This is a genomic window from Streptomyces sp. NPDC042364 (assembly GCF_056437585.1).
In genome coordinates this window covers 580,031-599,867 of record NZ_JBWKAJ010000002.1, presented here as the reverse complement: position 1 = coordinate 599,867, position 19,837 = coordinate 580,031, and the positions used below count along the sequence as shown (strand labels likewise).

The following is a 19,837-nucleotide window of genomic DNA, read 5'->3' as shown; positions in this document are numbered from 1 at the left end:
CTTCACCGAAATACTCAGTGCCCTGACTAATTGGTCACCGGGCACTCGGGACGAGATGGGGCTTCACGGATGGTCGAGGCGGTCGCCACAGCCCTGGAGGCAGTGGCCGATGTGCCGGACGGCGCGACGCTCGCGGTCGGCGGTTTCGGACCGAGCGGCGTGCCGGACGCGCCGATCCGGGCACCCCACGAGCGCGGCGTCCCGGGCCCTGTGGTCGCGTCGGACAACCGCGGGGCCATGGATCCGGCCTCGCGGTCCTTCGCACGGCCGGACGGATCGTCCGGGCGGCCGGCTCGCCCACCGGGACAGGCCGCCCGTCAGCCCGCCCGCAAGGGCTCCGGCACCGGCACCGCCCCCCTCTGCATCGGCGTGGGCCGGGGTCTCGCCCCTGCCTCGAGCGCTAAGGAACCCTCATGAGTCTCACCCAAGCGGACATCGACCTGGAGATCGCGGCCGAGCGCGCCGCGTACGAGAAGCGGATCGCCGACGGCGGGCCGGTCGAGCACCAGCCGCGTCGTGACTACGCGCCGTACCGGTCCTCGGTGCTGCGGCACCCGAAGCAGCCGCCGATCCCCATCGACGTCGGCAAGGACCCGGAGCTGGTGGAGCTGTCCTCCCCCGCCTTCGGCGAGCGGGACATCACCGAGATCGACAACGACCTCACCCGGCAGCACCACGGCGAGCCGATCGGTGAGCGCATCACCGTCTCCGGCCGCCTCCTGGACCGCGACGGGCGCCCGATCCGCGGCCAGCTGGTCGAGATCTGGCAGGCCAACTCGGCCGGCCGCTACGCCCACCAGCGCGAACAGCACGACGCCCCGCTCGACCCGAACTTCACCGGCGTCGGCCGCACCCTGACCGACGACGACGGGCACTACCACTTCACGACCATCCAGCCCGGCCCGTACCCGTGGCGCCAGCACCTCAACGCCTGGCGGCCCGCCCACATCCACTTCTCGCTCTTCGGCACGGCGTTCACCCAGCGGCTGGTCACCCAGATGTACTTCCCGAGCGACCCGCTGTTCCCGTACGACCCGATCATCCAGTCGGTGACGGACGACGCGGCCCGGCAGCGGCTCGTCGCCACGTACGACCACAACCTGTCCGTGCCGGAGTTCTCGATGGGGTACGTCTGGGACATCGTGCTCGACGGACCGAAGGCCACCTGGATCGAAGAAGGACGCTGACCTGCCATGACGAAGATCGACACGAGCCGTCCCGAGACGGTGCTCCCGACCCCGTCGCACACCGTCGGCCCCTTCTACGGTCACGCCCTGCCGTTCCCCGGCGGCGGCGACATCGCCCCCGCCGGCCACCCCGACACCATCGCGCTCCAGGGCTACGTCCTCGACGGTGAGGGCGATCCGCTGCCGGACGCCTTCGTGGAGCTGTGGGGCCCCGACCCGGACGGCGACGTCCCGCAGGTCGACGGCTCCATGCGGCGCGATCCCGCGAGCGGCGGCTTCCTCGGCCGCAACGGCGTCGAGTTCACCGGCTGGGGCCGCATCCAGACCGACGCCAACGGGCACTGGACCGCGCGCACGCTGCGGCCCGGCGCACGCGGACGGAACGCTCCCTACATCAGCGTGTGCGTCTTCGCGCGCGGTCTCCTCGTCCACCTGTTCACCCGCATCTATCTGCCGGACGACGAGGCGGCGCTGGCCGCCGACCCGCTGCTCTCCCGGGTGGAGGAGGCGCGTCGGCGCACGCTGATCGCGCAGGACCAGGGCAACGGCACCTACCGTTTCGACATCCGTCTGCAGGGCGAGGGCGAGACGGTCTTCCTGGAGTTCCGGTGACTCCCTCACCCCCCGGGCGGGAGGTGCCCCCGGCCGAATCCGACGCCGGTCTGCTCGCCCCCGGGTGGACCGGCTCCCCGGCGGCGGCCGAGACCGGCGACGGCGCCTACCTCCGGGCGCTGCTCGACGCCGAGGCCGCCCTGACCCGCGCCCAGGCCGCGCTGGGGCTCGCCCCGGCGGAGGCCGCGACAGCGGTGACCGAGGCGGCCCGCCACGGCACCGGCGCCGTCGTTGCGGCGTCGCTCGCGGAGCGCGCCCGCGGCGGCGGCAACCCGGTGATCCCACTGGTCGCGGACCTCACCGCGGCGGTCGGCGCCGAGTACGGACCGTACGTCCACCGGGGCGCGACCAGCCAGGACATCATGGACACGGCGACGATGCTGGTCGCCGCGCGGACCCTCGACCTGGTGCTGGCCGACCTCGGCCGGACGGAGACCGCGCTCGCCGGGCTGGCCGCCGAGCACCGGGACACGGCGATGCCCGGGCGGACCCTCACCCAGCACGCCGTGCCGACGACCTTCGGGCTGAAGGCGGCGGGATGGCGGTCGCTGGTGTTGGACGCCAGGGACCGGATCGCGGTCGTACGGGCCAGCCTGCCGGCCCAACTGGGCGGTGCGGCCGGTACGTTGGCGGCCTTCACCGTCTTCGCCCCGGCGACCGCGGCCGGGACACCGCACACGCCGGCCGGCGCCCGCGCCCTCGTCGCCGCATACGCCGGTGAACTGGGCCTTCGGGAGCCGGAGTTGCCGTGGCACACGCTGCGCACCCCGATCGCCGACCTCGCCGGGGCGCTCGCCTTCGCAGCCGGGGCCCTGGGGAAGGTCGCGGTGGACGTGCTCACGCTGGCCCGCACGGAGATCGCGGAGGTCGCCGAGGGCAGCGGGGGCGGTTCGTCCGCGATGCCGCACAAGGCGAACCCCGTGCGGTCCACGCTGATCGCGGCGGCGGCCCGGCGGGCGCCCCAGCTCGCCGCCACGCTGTACGGCGCACTGGCCGCCGAGGACGAGCGGCCCGCCGGGTCGTGGCACGCCGAGTGGGAGCCGTTGCGTGATCTGCTCCGGCTGGTGGGGGGCGCCGCGCGGGACGCGGTGGAGCTCACCCGGGGGCTCCGGGTGGACGCGGACGCCATGCGGCGCCATCTCGGTCTCACCCACGGGCTGATCGTCTCCGAGCGGCTGGCCGCCGAGCTGACGCCGGTGCTCGGCCGGGCCCGCGCCAAGGAGCTGCTCACCCGGACCGCCGGGCGCGTCCACGCCGAGGGTCGCCCCCTGGGCGAACTACTGGCCGAGGAACCGGAACTGAAGGATCTCGACCTGGCGGACCTCACCGATCCCGCCCGCTACACCGGCTGTGCCGGTGACCTCACCGACCGTGCCCTGGAGCGACCTTGACGGACACACTGCTCAACCACCGTGCGGAGGGCCCGGCCTCCGCTCCCCCGCTGCTGCTCGGCCCCTCCCTCGGCACCTCCACCAGGCTGTGGGACAAGGTGGCCCCCGAGCTGTCCATCACCCACCGCGTGATCCGCTGGGACCTGCCGGGCCATGGCGGTTCTCCGGCCGAGCTGATCACCGCCGGGGCGACGGTCGGCGACCTGGCCGCCCTGGTGCTGGCCCTGGCGGACGCGCTGGACATCGAGCGGTTCGCGTACGCGGGAGTGTCGCTCGGCGGAGCGGTGGGTCTGCATCTCGCCGCGCACCACCCGGAGCGGATCTCGTCCCTCGCGGTGATCTGCTCCTCGTCCCACTTCAACGGGGAGAAGCCGTGGCGGGACCGGGCCGAGCTGGTGCGCAGGGACGGGCTGGCCGGGCTCGCCGGGACCGCCGACGCCCGGTGGTTCACCCCCGGGTTCACCGTGCCGGAGCTGGTCGACGACCACCGGAGGGCCGACCCGGAGGCGTACGCCGCGTGCTGTGACGCGCTCGCCTCCTTCGACATCCGTGACGCGCTGCCCGGGATCACGGCTCCGACCCTGCTGATCGCCGGCCGCGAGGACCCGGCGACTCCGCCCGCCCATCTGCGGGAGATCGCGGACGCGGTGCCGGGCTCGTCGCTCACGGAAGTCCCAGGCGCGTCCCATCTCGCGCCCGCCGAACGCCCGGAGGCGGTGCTGGCCGCGCTGCGCACGCACTTCGACGGGTACCCCCGGCACGGCATGGAGGTGCGCCGCCAGGTGCTCGGCGATCCGCACGTGGACCGCGCCCAGTCCTATCAGTCGCCCTTCACCGCCCGTTTCCAGGACTTCATCTCCCGCTACGCCTGGGGCGAGATCTGGACCGACCCCACCCTCTCGCGGCGCGAACGCAGCATGATCACCCTGACCGCCCTGGTCGCCCACGGTCACTACGACGAACTGGCCATGCACATCCGAGCGGCCCGCCGCAACGGCCTCACCCCCGACGAGATCGGTGCCGTCCTCCTTCAGACGGCCGTCTACTGCGGCGTCCCGGCGGCCAACTCGGCCTTCGCGACGGCCCAGCGGGTACTCGCGGAGGAGGAGCACGACCAAGAAGGGTCCTAGCCGAGCGCGACGAGGGCCTCCCGGGCCTGCTCGGCGATACCGTCCGCGCCGCAGGACTCGGCGAGGGTGAGCCCCCGTCGGAGTTCCGTGGCGGAGCGGACGGCGATGCCGTACTCGACGCGGGCCGCGGCGTGTTCGTAGGCGGAGGGTGAGGCTTCGAGGTAGGTGACGGCCTTGGCGTAGAGGTTGGCGGCCTGCCTGCCGGTGGCGAGGGCGGCCTCGACACGCAGCGCCTCCCCGATGGCGGTGTCCGTGCCGTAGCGTTCGGCGCGGCGCCGCACGAGGCCGGCGATCTCCACGGCGCGTCGCGGGTCCACGCCCGCGAGGGCGCGGGCGAGGTCGCCGCCCCAGGGGACGAGGACGGTGTTGTGGTGTCCGCGGGCGTCCGCCGCCTTCTCCGCGGCCTCCAGTTCGTTGATGCCGTCCTCGGTGCGGCCGACGGCGAGGAGCAGCCTGCCCCGGACGGAACGCGGGTCGGGCAGCACGATGGGCGACGGGTACGGGGGCGCGAAGCCGTTCCTCTCGGCGACCTCCCATGCCTCCTGGACATGGCCGCGGGCGAGCAGCGTGTCGATGAGGTTGCAGGTCGACGTCCAGAACAGGGGAAGACCCCGCCCGACCCGCTCGGCGAACACCAGCGACTCGCGCAGGGACGCCTCGGCCTCCCTGAGGCGGCCCCGCCTGCGGTGGGCGAGCGCGACATAGGCGTGGGCCAGCGCCAGATGGCCGCCGCTCCATCCGGCGGACTCGTAGGTGCGCAGGGCCTCCGTGCACAGGCTCTCCGCACGGTCGAGGCGGTCGGCGTAGGCGTATGACGTGGTGAGCATCAGCAGCAGTTCCATGCCCCACTCGGTGTCGGTCCAGCCGAGTCCGGGTGCGAGCCTGCCGTTGACCAGGGCGCGGTCGCAGTGCTCGACGACCACCTCGGCGTTCTCGCCGCGGGCCATCGCGTCGAAGCTCCGCAGGATGAGCAGTGCGCGTTCGGAGTTGTCGCGGCCGGTGCAGGTCGCGGCGAGTTCCGCGAGTTCCCGGGAGCGGTTCGGGGACGCCTCCTCGCCCGCGTGGATGCCCTCCCACATGTAGCGCGCGGCCTGCAGCCGCATTCGGGCCGGCCCCGGTTCGAGCCGGGCGGCCTCCGCCTCGACCGTGCGGACGGCTTCGCCCAGTTGGTCGTTGTGGACGAGCGCCTGTGAGAGCCGGAACACCGCGTCCACCCGTTCCGTGCTGTCGAGGCCGGGTTCGGCGAGGGCCGAGCGGAGGTATTCGACGGTCCTGGCGGGGGCGGTGAGGAGGGTGGCGCAGCCGAGTTCGTACAGGACGCGTACGCGGACGTCGGGCCGGGGCGGTTCCTGGAGCGCGCGTTCCAGGCAGCGGCGGGCCGCTTCGGGGGCGCCGACGGCGAGGTGCTCGGTCGCGGCGGCCCGGAGTTGTTCGACGACTTCGGACTCGCCGTCCGGGAGGACCTCCAGGAGGTGGCGGGAGGCCGCCGCGGGGCCGCGCCCGGACTCGGTGAGGACGGTCGCGGCGACGCCGTGGAACGCGGTGCGGACGCTGGGCAGGATGGAGTCGTAGACGGCGGTGGCGATCAGGGGGTGGACGAACACCAGGTCGCCGTCGTCGGGCTGGCGGTTGGCCGGATCGGGCGCGGTGAGGATGCGGGCCTGGGTGAGCAGTTCGGCGCACTCCCGCGCCCGGTCCGCGGGCAGCCCGGCGAGGCGGGCGACGATCTCCACGGTGATGCCGGTGTGGAGGATGGCGGCCGCCCAGGCGAACCGGGTGGCTTCGACGCCGAGTTCCTCCAGGCGGGCGACGAGTCCGTGGCCGCGGGCCGCCCTGTTGAGGGCGCGCAGTTCGGCGGCGGAGTCCTCGACCGGGTGGAGCCGGCTGTCCTTGACCTTGGCGAGGAGTTCGACGGTGTCGTACGGGTTGCCCCCGGTGACCGCCCACACCTCGCGGCAGAACGCGTCGTCGGCGTGCTCGCCGACCGTGGTGCGGGTGAGCCCGGCGGTGGCGTCGGGCGTGAGCGCGCTGATCTTCGTCACGGGGCCGGCCGCGGCGGCGATCTCCCGCAGACACCGGGCTCGTTCCCCGGTGGCCTCACCGGGGCGGCGGGCGATCACGACGAGGACGCACATCTCGGCCAGCCGTCCGGTGAGCGCGGACAGCCAGTGCAGGGTCTCCTGGTCGGCCCAGTGGGCGTCGTCGATCAGCAGCACGAGCGGCCAGGTCCTGCGGGCGAGCCGGCTCACGGCGGCGACGAGGCCGTCGCACACGTGCCGGGGGTCGGCGGGTGCCTCGCCCGGTTCGGCGAGGCCGAGGGCGGGGCCCGCGATGTCGTACCAGTCGCACCGGTGGTCAGGGGTCTCGCCGTCCAGCAGCTCCAGCAGCGCGGGCTGGAGCAGCTGGCGCACGACGTTGAACGGGACGGAGGTGATGGTCTCGCCGCCGCGCGCGTACCAGGCCGTGCAGCCGCGTTCCTCGGCGATACGGCGCGCCTCGGTGAGGAGGGCGGTCTTGCCGATGCCCGCCTCGCCCCGGAAGACCAGGACCCTGCCGGGTGAGGTCGGGTCGGCGCAGAGTCCCTCGATCGCTTCCGTGATCGCGGCGATCTCCGCGTCGCGCTCCCACAGGGAAGCCGAGGCGGCCGTGTCGGGCCGTGCCTCCGTCATCCCGCTACCTCCCCAGGTCGCCCAAACGACGTACAGGTCATCGAGCGTAGCCGTCCGGCGGCAGAAGTGGAGGCTCGTCGGGGCTCCTCCCGCCGTCCGGGGTGACACGGGACGGCCGTCGGGCGACGCTTCCGGCCGCCCACCTGCCGTGGCCGACGTGACGGGCCGTCAACCTGTCGCGAGCGGGGACCGGTTTCGCGGGCGCGAGGTGCCGGTTCGTCAGGAGCCGCCGGCACCAGGGTGTTTCATGGGCGGGCGGGGCGGAGCGTGCCCGTGGTGGGCCTGTTCGACCCGGTGTGGCCGCGTGGGCGGCCGGGGACACCCGCGGCGCTGATCCTCGGGGCATCGTCAGGTCACCGCGTCCGACGGCACCGTCTTCGACACCGTGCCGTTGTGTGCGCCGATCGACGCGGTGGCGCGGGACGGCACGGGCGGGCGCGCGGCGTACGAGGTGAACGGCGCCCCGGCCGGGCGGGGCACGGTCCAGGAGATCCGGCCGCGTCGGCTGCTCGCGGGCGTCGCTCGGGGGTGCCGCCCCAAGGCCACCTTCGTTGCCATCGGCGCAAACCAGACCATCGCACGAAAGCTCACCAAGGGTTCAGAACGGCGCTCGGCGCGGCGAATTCCGGTCCCCTCTCATCCCCTTTTCACTCCGGCCTCATACGGTGGCGTCATGACGCAGGTGACTCCTCCCGGCTGGTACCCCGACCCCGGCCAGACGAATGACGCGCCGCCCACCGAGCGCTGGTGGGACGGCAGGGCGTGGACGGACCAGGTCCGGCCCGTGGGCTCGGCCGGAACGTTCGGGCCCCCGGCCTTCCCGCCGGGCGCGGGGCCGTATCCGCCCACCGCCGCACCGGCGTATCCCGGATACCCGGCCTACGGTCCCCCGGCCCCCAAGCGAGGGCTGCGCACGGGCATAGCCGTCGCCGTGGCCGTCGCGGTTCTGGCGTGCATCGGGATCGGCGCGTACGCCTTGGTCGGCAACGACGGCGGCAGCGACGGCAGCACGACGTCACAGGGCTCCGGAGGGCAGAACGGCCGGGGCGGCGACGGCGGGCCGGGGGGCGGCTCCGGCGGCCAGGACGGGCCCGGCGGCTCGGGGGGTTCCGGTGGCTCCGGCGGGCAGTCGCCGGCGCCGGACGGGTCGGGGCGGCCTCCGCAGACCGAGGACGGGTACGCCACCGACTCGGTCAGCGGCATCAGCATCCCCGTGCCCGAGGGGTGGATCGCCTCGTCGTTGCCGGTCGGCGCGCAGGTCGTGACGGAGGCGTCGTACAAGTGCCCCGCCGACCCATCCAAGACCTGTACGCGCGGCGGCGCCTACTCGATGCCCGCCGAGGAGCTGAACCTGAAGGCCACCACCGCCGAGGCGGCCGCCAAGGAGGACATCGCCAAGAACGCCGAGGACGCCTACGGCAGCGAGGGCTACGGCAAGATCAGCTCGCACAAGGAGCTGGCCTCCAAGGCGGTGACCGTGGCCGGCGAGAAGGGCTATCTGGTCCGCTGGAAGGTGGCCACCGGCAAGGGCGACGACGGTTATGTCGAGTCGCTCGCGTTCCCGTCCCCGGCCGACTCCTCGCGGCTCGTCGTGGTGCGCTTCGGCATCGACGTCAGCGACGAGGCGCCCGAGCAGTCGGTGATCGACGACATCACCAAGGGCATCAAGAAGGCGGCGATCACCGGCGGCGGCAGCGGCCAGGACGTGTGAGTCGGCCGGGCGGGGTTCCTCTCCGCTCAAGAGGAACCCCACCCGGCCGGGGGGGTGCGCGCCGCCCCCGTCCCCACGGTGCGGCGCGGTCGGGTCGCCGTCCGGTCATTCCATGAACGGCGGCCCGAGTCTCAGGTGAGGCCGAGCACCGGGAACACGGCCGCCTCCATGAATCGGATGATGTACGTCTCGTCCGCGTCCCGGCCCTCCAGCACCGGGCGGGCCCGCAGGACACCGAAGATCTGGGCGGGGACGAACTCCAGCGCCGGATGTCCGGCGGGGACCTCGCCCCGGGCGACACCACGGTCGATCATCGTCCTGAGGGCGTCGATCTCGGGCTCGATCAGGGCGTCGCGCAATGCCGCCCGCAGCTCCTCGTCCTGGACGACAGCCTGGCCGAGGGCCTGGTAGATCCGGCCCTCCAGGGCGAACCCCTCGCTCGCCTGCCGGGCCACTTCGCACATGTCGCCGCGGAGGGAGCCGGTGTCGATACCGCCGAACCGCACGCTGCGGCGGGCCCGCAGCGCCGCGGCCACGAACTGGGGCTTGTTCTTCCACTGCCGGTAGAGCGTGGACTTGCTGCACCGGGTGCTCGCGGCGACGCCCTCCATGGTCACCGAGTCATAGCCGCACTCACGGATCTGTTCGAGCACGGCGTCGAAGAACTCCTGCTCACGCTCAGGCGTGATCTTGGAGCGGCGCGAGGCGACGGCCGTGTCCGGCCCGTCCGCGGCCTGCGACGTCATGACTCTCGTCTCCTTCGGTCGGGTCACATCCCTGCGCCTGTCGATACGCCACTGTACCGGAACGCGAACGTATCGGTACAGCACCGTATCGATACCCTCCAGTTTCGGTACAGTGGCGTATCGGTACACTCGCGTATCGGAACCAAGTCGTATCGGAACAGGTCCGTATCGGAACAGGTCCGTGTCGGAACAGGTCCGTGTCGGTACGCGTCCGTGTCGATCGTTGTGCCGCCAAGGGAACCAGCGCCACCAGCGCCGTCAGTGAAAGGGCCGGGGGATGGAATGCCGCGCCGCGCCTTCGGAGGGGCCGGCCGCCGCGACACCGCGACCGCCCCTTGTCCGTGAGCTCCTGCTCGTCGCAGGTCTCTTCCTCCTCTACAAGTCGGGACGGCTGCTGACGAGCGCGCACACCGCCGAGGCCTTCCGCAACGCCGACCGCGTCCGGGAGTGGGAGCGCGCGCTCGGCCTGCCGGGCGAGGCGGCCGTGCAGGCCGCGCTGCTCCACGGCGACACGCTGGTCCACCTGGCGAACGTCTACTACGCGACCGTCCACTTCCCGGCCACCGCGGCCTTCCTGGTCTGGCTGTACCTGCGGCGCCCCGCGCACTACGTGTGGGCCCGCCGGGTTCTGGCGGCCCTCACCGCCGCCGCCCTGCTGCTCCATCTCGCGTTCCCGCTGGCACCACCCCGGATGCTGGAGGCGGCGGGTCTCGTCGACACCGGCCAGGTGTACGGGCCGACGGTGTACTCGGCCGGCCCGGCGACCGACTCCCTGGCGAACCAGTTCGCGGCGATGCCCTCGCTCCACTTCGGCTGGGCCCTCATGGTCGCGATCGGGCTGATCGCCGCGACCCGCTCCCGGTGGCGCGCGCTCTGGCTGCTGCACCCGCTGGTCACGCTGCTGGTGATCGTCGGCACCGCGAACCACTACTGGCTGGACGCGCTCGCGGCGGGCGTGCTGCTGGGCATCGTCCTGGCGGTGATCCGGGTCCCGCGGCACGTGGCCCCGACCGGCCCGCGACCGATGGGGATCGCCCCGGTCGAGGGACCCGTCCTGGTCGGAGCGGGGCGGTGAACGCCACGCTCGTGGCCGTCGCCCTCTCCCTGGTCTCGGCCGTCGCCTACGCGGGCGCCGCCGTGGCCCAGGAGCGGCTCGCGTCCCGCGGCGCCGGCACCGGAGTACGGCGGATGCTGGCCAGCGGCGCCTGGTGGGGTTCGGTCGCGCTCAACGGCGGCGCCGCACTGCTGCACGTGGTCGCCCTGAAGTACGGTCCGCTGACCGTGGTCCAGCCGCTGGGCGCGCTCACCCTCGTGGCGGCGGTGCCGCTGGGGGCCCGGCTGGCGGGGCGAGGGGTCGGCGCGGTGGAGTGGCGCGGTACGGCGCTCACGCTGGTGGGGCTCGCGGCGATCCTGGTCACCGCGTCCGGCTCCGCGCCGGACGACGTGCTGAGCGTGCCGGAGGCGGTCGCCGTCGCCGGGGCCACGGCCGCGCTGATCGGGCTGCTGTCCCGTCGCGGCGCCGAGCCGGGGCTGCGGCATGCGACCGCCTCCGGCGTGGCGTCCGGGGTCGCGTCGGCCCTGACCCAGACGGTGACGGTGGCCGCGACCGATCCCTCGGGTCCGCTGCTCAGCGTCGAGGTCGTCGTCGTGGCCCTGCTGGTCGCGGCCTTTGCCGTGGGCGGCCTGTTCCTCTCCCAGACGGCCTACCGGGGCGGTCTGGGCGCGCCGCTCGCGGTGGTGACCCTGGCGAATCCCGTCGCCGCCGCCGTGATCGGCCTGTCCCTGCTGGGCGAGGGCCTGCGGGGCGGCGCGGCGGGCATCCTCCTCGCCGTGGCCGGAGCCGTGGTGGCGGGCCGGGGCGTGGTCCTCCTGACCCGCGCGCCCCGCTCCGCCCCGCACCCGCACCCGGCCGACGGGCCCCACCCGGTGGCCGCGGTCCTGGCCCTGGAACCCCGGCAGGCCCCCACGGAACCGCCGCTGCTCCCGAAGCTGACCTCCCTCTGAGACCGGGGGCGGCGTACCGGCGCCGACAGGGTGTCGCCACGCCGCTCGACCACACCCGCGGCGCCGCCATCGCAGGACGGCGGGGCTCCGCACCTCGAGGAGGCGGGGAACCGCGCGAACGGCCACGACGTGCGCGCGGACGCTCGACCGCGGTTCCCCCGGGCTCAGCGGCGCCCTCCCGGAGGGGTCACGCCCCGGGCCGTCGACCCAGTGCCGGGTCGCTGACGCCGACGCGGCCGTTCTCCACATGGCCCGCGAACCGCCGCAGGAAGCCGGGTGCCGCCTCGGCGGTGACCGTGAGGTCGTACCAGCGGTGGCTCGCCCGGAGGTCCACGATGCGCCGGACGGTGGCGCCGGCCCGGACCCTGACCGTACGCCCCTGGCCGGCGCCGTAGCCGCTGCGGATCTTCAGCAGCACCGCGGCGGAACCCTTGTTGGCGAAGGTCAGCTCCACGTCGCCGCCGACGTGCCGCGCGGTGACCTCCAGGCCGGTCGCCTCCTTGCCCGGCCCCTTGAAGACGCGCAGGAAGCCGTTGGGGCCGTGGACCGTCAGATCGTACGAGCCGCCCGAGTGCGCCGAGTTCCAGGTGTCCGAGAGCGTCCTGCCCGCCTCGGTGGTGTACGTCCACGGTCCGTCCGTACGGTTGCCTGAGGTGACGAGGAACGCGGCGCCGGCCTTCGCCCCGGAGGCGAACGTGAGGGTGAAGGTCCCGGCTGCCGGATCGGCCGAACCGTCCACCCTGGGCGCGTACTTGAGCGGCCGGGCGGGACGCAGCCCCCGTTCCTGGCGCGGGACGCCGGAGGTGGCCGGGACGGTCGGCCGGTAGTCGGGGTGCCGTTCGCGGTCCGGTGGCTCGTACCCGTCCGTGTCGGGCAGCGCGGCCGGCCGGCCGTCCTTGCGGGAGAAGTCGAACGCGGAGGTCAGGTCACCGCAGACGGCTCGCCGCCACGGCGAGATGTTCGGCTCCCGCACCCCGAACCGGCGCTCCATGAAACGCAGGATCGACGTGTGGTCGAACGTCTCGGAGCACACGAACCCGCCCCTGCTCCAGGGTGACACCACCAGCATCGGCACCCGCGGGCCGAGCCCGTACGGCCCGGCCGCATGTGTGGCGCTCCCGGCGAAGAGGTCGGGGCCGACGTCGACGGTCGACCTGCCCTGCGCGGCCGAGCGCGGCGGCAGCGGCGGCACGACGTGGTCGAAGAACCCGTCGTTCTCGTCGTAGGTGATGAACAGCGCCGTCCGCGCCCACACGTCCGGGTCGGCGGTGAGCGCGTCCAGGACCTGCGCGATGTACCAGGCACCGTAGTTCGAGGGCCAGTTGGAGTGCTCGGAGAACGCCTCGGGCGCCGCGATCCAGGAGATCTGCGGCAACCGGCCCGCCTCGACGTCCGCCTTCAGCTGATCGAAGTAGCCGTCGCCGGCCTTGACGTTCGTACCCGTGCGGGCCTTGTCGTACCAGGGGTCACCGGGCTTGGCGTTGCGGTACCGGTTGAAGTAGAGCAGGGAGTTGTCGCCGTAGTTGCCGCGATAGGCGTCGGCTATCCAGCCCCAGGAGCCGGCCGCGTCCAGACCGTCGCCGATGTCCTGGTAGATCTTCCAGGAGATCCCGGCGGCTTCGAGGCGCTCGGGGTAGGTCGTCCAGCCGTAGCCGAGTTCGTCGTTGCCGAGGACGGGGCCGCCGCCGGTGCCGTCGTTGCCCGTGTGGCCGGACCACATGTAGTAGCGGTTCGGGTCGGTGGAGCCGATGAACGAGCAGTGGTAGGCGTCGCAGACGGTGAAGGTGTCGGCGAGGGCGTAGTGGAACGGGATGTCCTCGCGGGTCAGGTACGCCATCGTCGTGGTGCCCTTGGCGGGCACCCACTTGTCGTACTTGCCGCCGTTGTAGGCGGCGTGCCCGTCGGACCAGCCGTGCGGCAGGCCCTCCAGGAACTGCATGCCGAGGTCGTCGGCCTCGGGGTGGAACGGCAGGATGTCCCGGGTGCCGTCCGACTGGTGCCACACCGTCCTCCCGCTGTCCAGCGTGACCGGGTGCGGGTCACCGAAGCCGCGTACGCCTCTCAGTGAGCCGAAGTAGTGGTCGAACGACCGGTTCTCCTGCATGAGGACGACGATGTGCTCGACGTCCTCGATGGTGCCGGAGTCGTGGTGCGCGGGGAGTGCCGCGGCCCGTCGGATGCTGGCCGACAGAGCGGTGAACGCCGTGGTGGCGCCCGCCACCTGGAGGAATCGCCGCCGGTTGACTTCAGGCATGGGTGGGTGACCTCTTGTCCTGACGTGGTGCGTCGGATGTGACCTGCGCGCCGGGGGTGCTACGAGAGCCCCCGGGGAATGGTCCAAGAGGAACGAACGCCGGGGAAGGGGGCATGGCACAGGTGTGGCCGACCGGGGTCCGGGACGCGAACAGCGCCGGGCGGGAAGGTCACGCGGGCACCAAGGGCCGCGAGGCCGACGGGGCGCAGGACCGCAGGACCGCAGGGCGACGGCCCGTGACGCGCGGGGCACGTCACGAACCGTCAGCCCCCGCGGCCGCGTTCTCGGCGCGGGCCAGGGCGATGTGCAGGACCACCAGGAGCGCGTCCCTGACCGATCCCGTCTCCCGCGCGTCGAACACGAACAGCGGGACGTGCTCGGTCAGGTCCAGCGCCCACCGCACCTCTTCCAGCTCGTGCTCGACCTTCCCGTCGAACGCGTTGACGGCCACCGCGAACGGGATGTCCTTGTGCTCGAAGTAGTCCACGGCCGCGTGGCAGTCGTCCAGCCGGCGGGTGTCCACGATGACGAGGCCGCCGAGTGCTCCCTCGACCAGGTCGTCCCACATGAAGCCGAACCGTTCCTGTCCCGGCGTGCCGAAGAGGTACAGCTTCAGCGTCGGGTCGATGGTGATGCAGCCGAAGTCCATGGCGACGGTGGTGGTGGTCTTGCCCGGGGTGTGTGTGAGGTCGTCCACCCCGGCCGCGACCTCGGTGATCGCCGCCTCGGTGGTGAGCGGCCTGATCTCGGAGATCGCGCCCACGGCGGTGGTCTTGCCCACGCCGAAACCGCCGGCGACGACGAGCTTGACCGGCAGCGGCGGCTGTTCAACCGCTGTTGCGGAGTGTGCCCCGTGAGTCGGGTACGGCACGGAGACCATCGATGACCCTTCGCAGTACAGAGATGTCCTGGGTGGTCCTGGTGTTCGGTACGTAGACCGCCAGATGGCCGGCGGCGCACAGGTCCTCGGCCAGTACCCGGACGACGTTGAGGTGCAGCCGCAGGCGGGCGGCCAGTTCCGCCACCGACTGCGGCTGTTGGCAGCAGACGACGATGTCACGGTGCTCGAACGTGAGGGAGCGGAGGACGGACAGCCCGTCCGAGGTGGCCACGACCTGGCTCTCCAGCGGCAGCACGGTCCCGGTGCCGCCGCCCGAGACCCGGCCGGCGGTCAGCAGGAACGGCCGGATCGCGGGGGCGCGGCCCACGGGCTCGGGCGAGCCGTCCCCGTCCTCTGACATCTCGTGAGGTTGTGGTCCGCTGACGGCCATCACCATCCCTCCTCGGGGCTCAGCCGGCCGACGTGGCGCCGACGTTGTTCTTCAGTTCGAGCACCAGTTGAGGGGTGAGCGCGCCCCCGGCCCGGTTGGCGAAGAGAGCCATCTCGTAGGCGATGGTCCCGAGCTTCGCCTCCTTCGACGTGACCACTCCGAGGACGGCGCCGCTGCCCATCGCCGACACGAGCACATGGCCGCCCTCCAGGTCGATGATGACCTTGTTGAGGGCGCCCAGGCCGTAGTTCCCGGAGGCACCGGCGGCGAGGCTCGTGAGGCCGGAGACGATCGCCGCGAGCCGCTCGGAGTCGGCCTGGTCACGCAGTTGCGAGGCCGCGATCAGCAGCCCGTCGGACGACACCGCGATGGCGTCGACGACCCCGGCGGTCTCCGCGGCGAACCGGTCGAGCAGCCAGGTGAAGTCGGCCGCGGCGGCTCGCAGGTCCGTTGGTTCCTTCTGCTCGGAACGGCTGTCACCTGTCGACGTGGTCACTGGCCCGACTCCTTCTGGGATTGCTGTTCTGGCGTGGATGATCGTTCCTCCGCGGGGCGGGGCGGAGCGGTGCCGCTGTCCCGTTCCGCCCTGCGCACGGCGTCCTCGAACTCGTCGAGTTCCGAACGGACGGCCTCGGCGTCGACGGGGCGCAGCACCGTCGGGAGGGCCCGGTCGGGCGGCGGTGTGGTCATGGCGAGCGTGGCGCCCCGGACCCGCCGCCGCAGCGGGCTGGGGGACTCCTGCGACGGTTCGCCGGAGCCGCGGCCGCGGCCCGTTCCGGTACGCCGGGGCAGCCGGCCGTCCGGCGACGGGATCACCGGGCGGCGTTGCAGGAGGGGGACGGCGGTGGCGGACTTCGACGGGAGAGCGCCCGGCTCCGGTCCCCGCCTGCCCGGGGCGCCGGTCGCCGAGCGTTCCCGGGCCGGAGCGAAGGCCGGTTCGGAGGCGGGCGTCGGGGACACGGGGCTCATCGCGAGCAGGAGCGTGGAGGGGATCCAGACGGTACTGGTGACGCCGCCGCCCGGGGTGCGGCTGAGGGCCGCCCGGATGCCCCAGCGCCGGGCGAGGGCTCCGACCACGAAGAGGCCGAGCACCTTCGTCGGCACCAGGTCGAGGCGTTCCCGGCGGACCAGGCGGGCGTTCTCCTCGCTGAGCCGTTCCGCGCTCATGCCCATGCCGTGGTCGATGACCTCGATCAGCGCTCCGCCGTCCGCGGTGACATCGGTGCCGGGCCGGACGGTCACCTCCACCGCGGCGTCGGCCGGGGAGAACGCGACCGCGTTCTCCAGCAGTTCGGCGAGCATCAACGTCAGGTCGTCATGGAGGTCGGGCGCGATGGTGACCTCCGTCTCCGATCGCAGGGACACCCGCTGGTACCCCTCGATCTGGCCGAGCGCGGCCCGGATGACGTTGGCGAGGCCGGCCGGACGGGCCTTGACGGCGGTCTCCCGGAGGCCGGCCAGCAGCATCAGGCTGTCCGCGTTGCGCTGGAGGCGTACGGCGATGTGGTCGATGCGGTAGAGCTGCTCCAGGAGGTTCGGGTCGGTCTCCTCGCGCTCCACCGCGTCGATCAGCAGGAGCTGACGAGAGGTCAGGTTGCTGACGCGGCGCCCCACGTTGCCGAACATCTCGGCGACGTTGCGACGGCTCTGCACCTGGCGCTCCAGCAGTTGGGCGGCGGTGACCTGGACCTGGTTGAACGCCTCGGCCAGCTCACCGATCTCGTCGCGGACCGGGACCGGTATGGGCCGGGTCCGCAGCGGAGTGCCGTCGGCGGCGTCGTCGTCCGCGACCCGTGCGAGTTCCTCTCCCGCGACGTCGACGACCTGCTGGGCCGCGTCGGTCAGGGCCCGCACCGGGCGCAGGACCGAGCGCCGGACCAGGACGGAGAAGAGCAGCCAGACGGCGAAGCCCAGCACGGCCAGGCCGATCATGAGCAGCGCCTTGCGCAGGGCGCTCGCGGACGCGGCGTCGGCCCGCGCGGCGATCTGCTCGATCAGTGCCCCGGTGGTCTCCAGGCGGGTCTCCGCCTGCTTGCCCGCGGTGGTGATCCCCTCGCGCAGCTGCGCCGGAGTACGGCCCTGCAACGCCGCCGGATCGATCTGGAGCTCCGCGAACTGCGACTCGATGCCGTTCTGTTCCGCGGCGCGTTCGATGCCGTCGAGGAGCAGTACCTGCGCCGGGGTGGCGATGCGTTCGAAACGGGCCGCGTGGTGCCGGTAGAGCTCGTGGGCGCCGACCGCGCGGCTGTACTCGGTGAGCGCGTTGGCATCGCGGCTCTGGGCGGAGAACACGGCGCTCTCGAAGGCCGCGTGCGCGGCGTCGGCGCGCAGCACCGTGTCGAGCATGGTGATGACCGAGGAGGAGGAACTGCCGGAGAGGTCATCCAGCCCGATCCCGTCGAGCAGGTAGTCGACCGCCGCGGCGTAGGCGGGGTCGATGTCCGCTGCGGGAACGTATCCGCGTGCCAGTTTGTCCCGGAGTACGGCGAGGTCGCGGAGGTAGTCCAGGCCCTGCGCCTCCTCCTTCGGCAGGCTCGACCCGAACGCGGAGCGCACGGCCGCGATCTGCGCGTCGGTGTCGCGCTGTGCCTTGCGGTACTCGGCGGTCGAGGGGGGCTCGGCCCCGGGGCGGGCCGAGTCGTACCGGACGGACAGCACGAGCGCCAGCCTGTGCTCGGCCTGCACGTCGTTGATCAGCCGCGTGACCTGCTCGCTGTCCCGCACCAGGGCCTCGGTCCGGTCGGCCTCCCGGGCCTGCTCCACCTGGCCGCCGATGCCGACGCCGAGCAGTGCGCCGACGACCGCGACCGGTGCGATCACCAGGATGTTCAGCTTGCGCCGGAACGGCCAGCGGTCGAGGAGGGACACGGCGTGCCGCCGCAACCGGGGCGCGCCGCCCACGGGTTCGGGCGTGGCGAGTGCGGGCGATGGGTCCACGGTGTTCGCGGGCACCCGGGCCTCCTTCGACGGGCTTCTGAGCGGTGACCGGGTGCCGTTGTCTCCGGACCGCGCCGGCACCGGGGAGCGGACGCGCGCAGACGGAGTCCACTCCCGCCAGAGCAGACACATTCGGTCACATGTCCGGAACTGGCTGTGAGAGAGTACCGTCTGTGCGGGCGTTGACAAGGGGTCGTTCTATAACCGTTGATCACGAAATCGGATCATTTCCAGGTCACCGCGCGTAGATCACCTCTGCACCGTGGGTGGCCTGCAGCCGCACCGGGTGCCTGCTACATTCCCACCCCAGCACGCCCAGGGTGTCGCGTTCGGGTCACCTGACGTCAGGCCGTGCGCCGGGACCGTCGTCGCCCTCACGACCGTCCCCCTCCTCCCCCCATGCAGGTCCCGTTCGTGTCGTGTTCCGTGAGGAGATCCCGTGCACCACACCCGCAGGACGGCCGTGACGGCAGCCGTGCTTCTGGCAGTGACCGCCACCCTGTCGACCGGCTGCGAGCAGGGTTCGGGCAGCGCCGCGTCCGGCACCCACTCCCCGGCGCCCGCGGAGCCCGGCTGCCCTTCGGTCCTCGCCGCCGCCAAGCGCGTCGTCAAGAAGGCCGAGGACGTCGACGCCCCCTGGTCCGGCCCCACCACGGGTCCCGCGGCCGCCGCGGACAAGACCATCGTCTACATCGCCCAGACCCTGACCAACCCGGGCGTCGCCGGTGTCGCCAGGGGTGTCCAGGAGGCCGCCGAGGTCATCGGCTGGGACGTACGCACCATCAACGGGCAGGGCACGCCGGAGGGTCTGCGCGACGCCTTCGACGAGGCCCTCGCGCTCAGGCCGTCCGGCATCGTCATCGGAGGGTTCGACCCGAAGTCCACGCCCCGCCAGGTCGACCGGGCCAACGCCGCGGGCATCCCCCTGGTCGGCTGGCACGCGGTCACCGCTCCGGGGCCCAGCAGAAGCCCCGAACTCTTCACCAATGTCACCACCGAGGTGGAGGACGTCGCGAGGATCAGCGCCGACTGGATCATCGCCCGCTCCCGGGGCCGCGCCGGTGTCGTCCTGTTCACGGACGCGTCCATACCGTTCGCGAAGCGCAAGTCCGACCTGATCAGGAAGGAACTCTCCACCTGTTCCGACATCAGGCTGCTGAGCTACGAGGACATCCCCATCCCTCAGGCCAACAGCCGTACCCTCAAGGTGGTCTCGTCGCTCCTCGACCGCCACGGCGACGAGTGGACCCACTCCGTCGCCATCAACGACCTCTACTTCGACCACGCGGCCGCGGCCCTGCGCGCCAAGGGCAGGGACGGCGCCGGCGCCCCCTACAACATCGGTGCGGGCGACGGCGATCCGTCGGCCTTCGAGCGCATCAACGGCAGACGGTTCCAGGCCGCCACCGTGCCCGAACCGCTGTCCGAGCAGGGCTGGCAGATCATCGACGAGTTCAACCGGGCCTTCGCCGGGGAGCCGGCCAGCCGGTACGTGGCACCCGTTCACATCAGCACCGCCGCCAACAGCGGCGGCGCTCTGTCCTGGGACGGGGTGGGATACCGGGAGGCGTACCGCAAGATCTGGGACAAGTGACCGTTCGGCCGACGGTCGGTGACCGCTCCGCCTGCGATCCGCGGGACGGCGCGGCGGACATCGCGGCGATGATGCGTCACGCGGGCGACAAGCTCCAGCACGTGCACATCGCCGGCTCCCAGGGCGGCCGCCTGGTCGGCCTTGCGCGCGGACCGGCAGGGCGCGGAACCCTTTGCCCGGGCACGGGCAGGGGCACGGGCACGGGCACGGGCAGGTGATGATCGTCGGCGGCCTGTTTTCGGCACAAGGATTCGACACGATGGCCGAGAGCCATACTTCCCCATGCGGGGACCACCCCGCCACGGGGGTTGACAGGGGAGAGGCAGCGATC

At 72.8% G+C, this 19,837-nt stretch carries 16 protein-coding genes and 1 pseudogene; 9 read left to right on the top strand and 8 right to left on the bottom strand.

Annotation, left to right across the window (positions count from 1 at the left end; translation table 11 throughout):
• Window positions 1-69: 69 nt before the first annotated feature.
• The 5 genes and pseudogenes from AC067N_RS05905 to pcaDC form a co-directional block, all read left to right on the top strand.
• Window positions 70-326 (top strand): annotated as a pseudogene (locus AC067N_RS05905) (CoA-transferase); the annotation flags it as partial.
• Window positions 327-413: 87 nt separating this feature from the next.
• Entirely contained in the window at window positions 414-1,187 is a 774-nt protein-coding gene (gene pcaH / locus AC067N_RS05900; RefSeq protein ID WP_478677635.1) for a protocatechuate 3,4-dioxygenase subunit beta, read from the top strand.
• A gap of 6 nt (window positions 1,188-1,193) precedes the next feature.
• Window positions 1,194-1,799: a protocatechuate 3,4-dioxygenase subunit alpha gene (gene pcaG / locus AC067N_RS05895; RefSeq protein ID WP_478677634.1), complete on the top strand. Its 606-nt coding sequence runs from the start codon at window positions 1,194-1,196 to the stop codon at window positions 1,797-1,799.
• On the top strand, window positions 1,796-3,190 hold the full coding sequence (pcaB, locus tag AC067N_RS05890) for a 3-carboxy-cis,cis-muconate cycloisomerase (RefSeq protein ID WP_478677633.1): 1,395 nt from the start codon (window positions 1,796-1,798) through the stop codon (window positions 3,188-3,190). The genes pcaG and pcaB overlap by 4 nt, the downstream gene beginning before the upstream one ends.
• Window positions 3,187-4,320, top strand: a complete 1,134-nt coding sequence (pcaDC, locus tag AC067N_RS05885; protein ID WP_478677632.1) for a bifunctional 3-oxoadipate enol-lactonase/4-carboxymuconolactone decarboxylase PcaDC — start codon at window positions 3,187-3,189, stop codon at window positions 4,318-4,320. The genes pcaB and pcaDC overlap by 4 nt, the downstream gene beginning before the upstream one ends.
• Here the strand turns inward: pcaDC and AC067N_RS05880 are convergent.
• Together AC067N_RS05880 and AC067N_RS05875 are read right to left on the bottom strand one after the other, a co-directional pair.
• Entirely contained in the window at window positions 4,317-6,989 is a 2,673-nt protein-coding gene (locus AC067N_RS05880) for an ATP-binding protein (RefSeq protein WP_478677631.1), read from the bottom strand. The genes pcaDC and AC067N_RS05880 overlap by 4 nt on opposite strands.
• 348 nt (window positions 6,990-7,337) lie before the next feature.
• A complete protein-coding gene (locus tag AC067N_RS05875) occupies window positions 7,338-7,547 on the bottom strand; it encodes a hypothetical protein (protein ID WP_478677630.1) in 210 nt (69 codons plus the stop codon).
• 115 nt (window positions 7,548-7,662) lie between these two features.
• Here AC067N_RS05875 and AC067N_RS05870 point away from each other — a divergent pair, with 115 nt between their 5' ends.
• On the top strand, window positions 7,663-8,700 hold the full coding sequence (locus AC067N_RS05870; protein WP_478677629.1) for a DUF2510 domain-containing protein: 1,038 nt from the start codon (window positions 7,663-7,665) through the stop codon (window positions 8,698-8,700).
• 131 nt (window positions 8,701-8,831) lie between these two features.
• On the opposite strand, the gene AC067N_RS05865 is transcribed toward AC067N_RS05870, so the two are convergent.
• A complete protein-coding gene (locus AC067N_RS05865) occupies window positions 8,832-9,446 on the bottom strand; it encodes a TetR/AcrR family transcriptional regulator (protein ID WP_478677628.1) in 615 nt (204 codons plus the stop codon).
• 277 nt (window positions 9,447-9,723) lie between these two features.
• On the opposite strand from AC067N_RS05865, the gene AC067N_RS05860 reads away from it, so the two are divergent.
• Together AC067N_RS05860 and AC067N_RS05855 are read left to right on the top strand one after the other, a co-directional pair.
• The gene (locus AC067N_RS05860; RefSeq protein ID WP_478677627.1) at window positions 9,724-10,521 is read left to right on the top strand and encodes a phosphatase PAP2 family protein; all 798 of its coding nucleotides are present in this window, start codon (window positions 9,724-9,726) and stop codon (window positions 10,519-10,521) included.
• Window positions 10,518-11,450, top strand: a complete 933-nt coding sequence (locus tag AC067N_RS05855; RefSeq protein ID WP_478677626.1) for a DMT family protein — start codon at window positions 10,518-10,520, stop codon at window positions 11,448-11,450. The genes AC067N_RS05860 and AC067N_RS05855 overlap by 4 nt, the downstream gene beginning before the upstream one ends.
• A gap of 187 nt (window positions 11,451-11,637) precedes the next feature.
• Here AC067N_RS05855 and AC067N_RS05850 read toward each other — a convergent pair whose 3' ends face one another.
• The 5 genes from AC067N_RS05850 to AC067N_RS05830 form a co-directional block, all read right to left on the bottom strand.
• Window positions 11,638-13,704, bottom strand: coding sequence for a phosphocholine-specific phospholipase C (locus tag AC067N_RS05850; protein WP_478677625.1), 2,067 nt, complete (start codon window positions 13,702-13,704; stop codon window positions 11,638-11,640).
• Window positions 13,705-13,957: 253 nt separating this feature from the next.
• Window positions 13,958-14,584 (bottom strand): GTP-binding protein, encoded by a 627-nt coding sequence (locus tag AC067N_RS05845; protein WP_478677624.1) that lies wholly within the window; start codon window positions 14,582-14,584, stop codon window positions 13,958-13,960.
• The gene (locus tag AC067N_RS05840) at window positions 14,532-14,945 is read right to left on the bottom strand and encodes a DUF742 domain-containing protein (protein WP_478677623.1); all 414 of its coding nucleotides are present in this window, start codon (window positions 14,943-14,945) and stop codon (window positions 14,532-14,534) included. Before AC067N_RS05840 ends, AC067N_RS05845 begins: the two co-directional genes overlap by 53 nt.
• Window positions 14,946-14,994: 49 nt before the next feature.
• Window positions 14,995-15,471, bottom strand: coding sequence for a roadblock/LC7 domain-containing protein (locus AC067N_RS05835; protein ID WP_478677622.1), 477 nt, complete (start codon window positions 15,469-15,471; stop codon window positions 14,995-14,997).
• A complete protein-coding gene (locus tag AC067N_RS05830; protein WP_478677621.1) occupies window positions 15,468-17,927 on the bottom strand; it encodes a sensor histidine kinase in 2,460 nt (819 codons plus the stop codon). Before AC067N_RS05830 ends, AC067N_RS05835 begins: the two co-directional genes overlap by 4 nt.
• Window positions 17,928-18,351: 424 nt before the next feature.
• Between AC067N_RS05830 and AC067N_RS05825 the strand changes: the two genes are divergently transcribed.
• Entirely contained in the window at window positions 18,352-19,506 is a 1,155-nt protein-coding gene (locus AC067N_RS05825; RefSeq protein ID WP_478677620.1) for a substrate-binding domain-containing protein, read from the top strand.
• Window positions 19,507-19,837: the final 331 nt, after the last annotated feature.

Excerpts from the sequence above, each read along its gene's own strand:
- pcaG (WP_478677634.1), top strand. The coding sequence starts at position 1,194 with ATGACGAAGATCGACACGAGCCGTCCCGAGACGGTGCTCCCGACCCCG.
- AC067N_RS05880 (WP_478677631.1), bottom strand. The coding sequence starts at position 6,989 with ATGACGGAGGCACGGCCCGACACGGCCGCCTCGGCTTCCCTGTGGGAG.
- AC067N_RS05860 (WP_478677627.1), top strand. The coding sequence starts at position 9,724 with ATGGAATGCCGCGCCGCGCCTTCGGAGGGGCCGGCCGCCGCGACACCG.
- AC067N_RS05870 (WP_478677629.1), top strand. The coding sequence starts at position 7,663 with ATGACGCAGGTGACTCCTCCCGGCTGGTACCCCGACCCCGGCCAGACG.
- AC067N_RS05875 (WP_478677630.1), bottom strand. The coding sequence starts at position 7,547 with ATGGCAACGAAGGTGGCCTTGGGGCGGCACCCCCGAGCGACGCCCGCG.
- AC067N_RS05865 (WP_478677628.1), bottom strand. The coding sequence starts at position 9,446 with ATGACGTCGCAGGCCGCGGACGGGCCGGACACGGCCGTCGCCTCGCGC.
- AC067N_RS05850 (WP_478677625.1), bottom strand. The coding sequence starts at position 13,704 with ATGCCTGAAGTCAACCGGCGGCGATTCCTCCAGGTGGCGGGCGCCACC.
- pcaH (WP_478677635.1), top strand. The coding sequence starts at position 414 with ATGAGTCTCACCCAAGCGGACATCGACCTGGAGATCGCGGCCGAGCGC.
- AC067N_RS05840 (WP_478677623.1), bottom strand. The coding sequence starts at position 14,945 with ATGTCAGAGGACGGGGACGGCTCGCCCGAGCCCGTGGGCCGCGCCCCC.
- AC067N_RS05845 (WP_478677624.1), bottom strand. The coding sequence starts at position 14,584 with ATGGTCTCCGTGCCGTACCCGACTCACGGGGCACACTCCGCAACAGCG.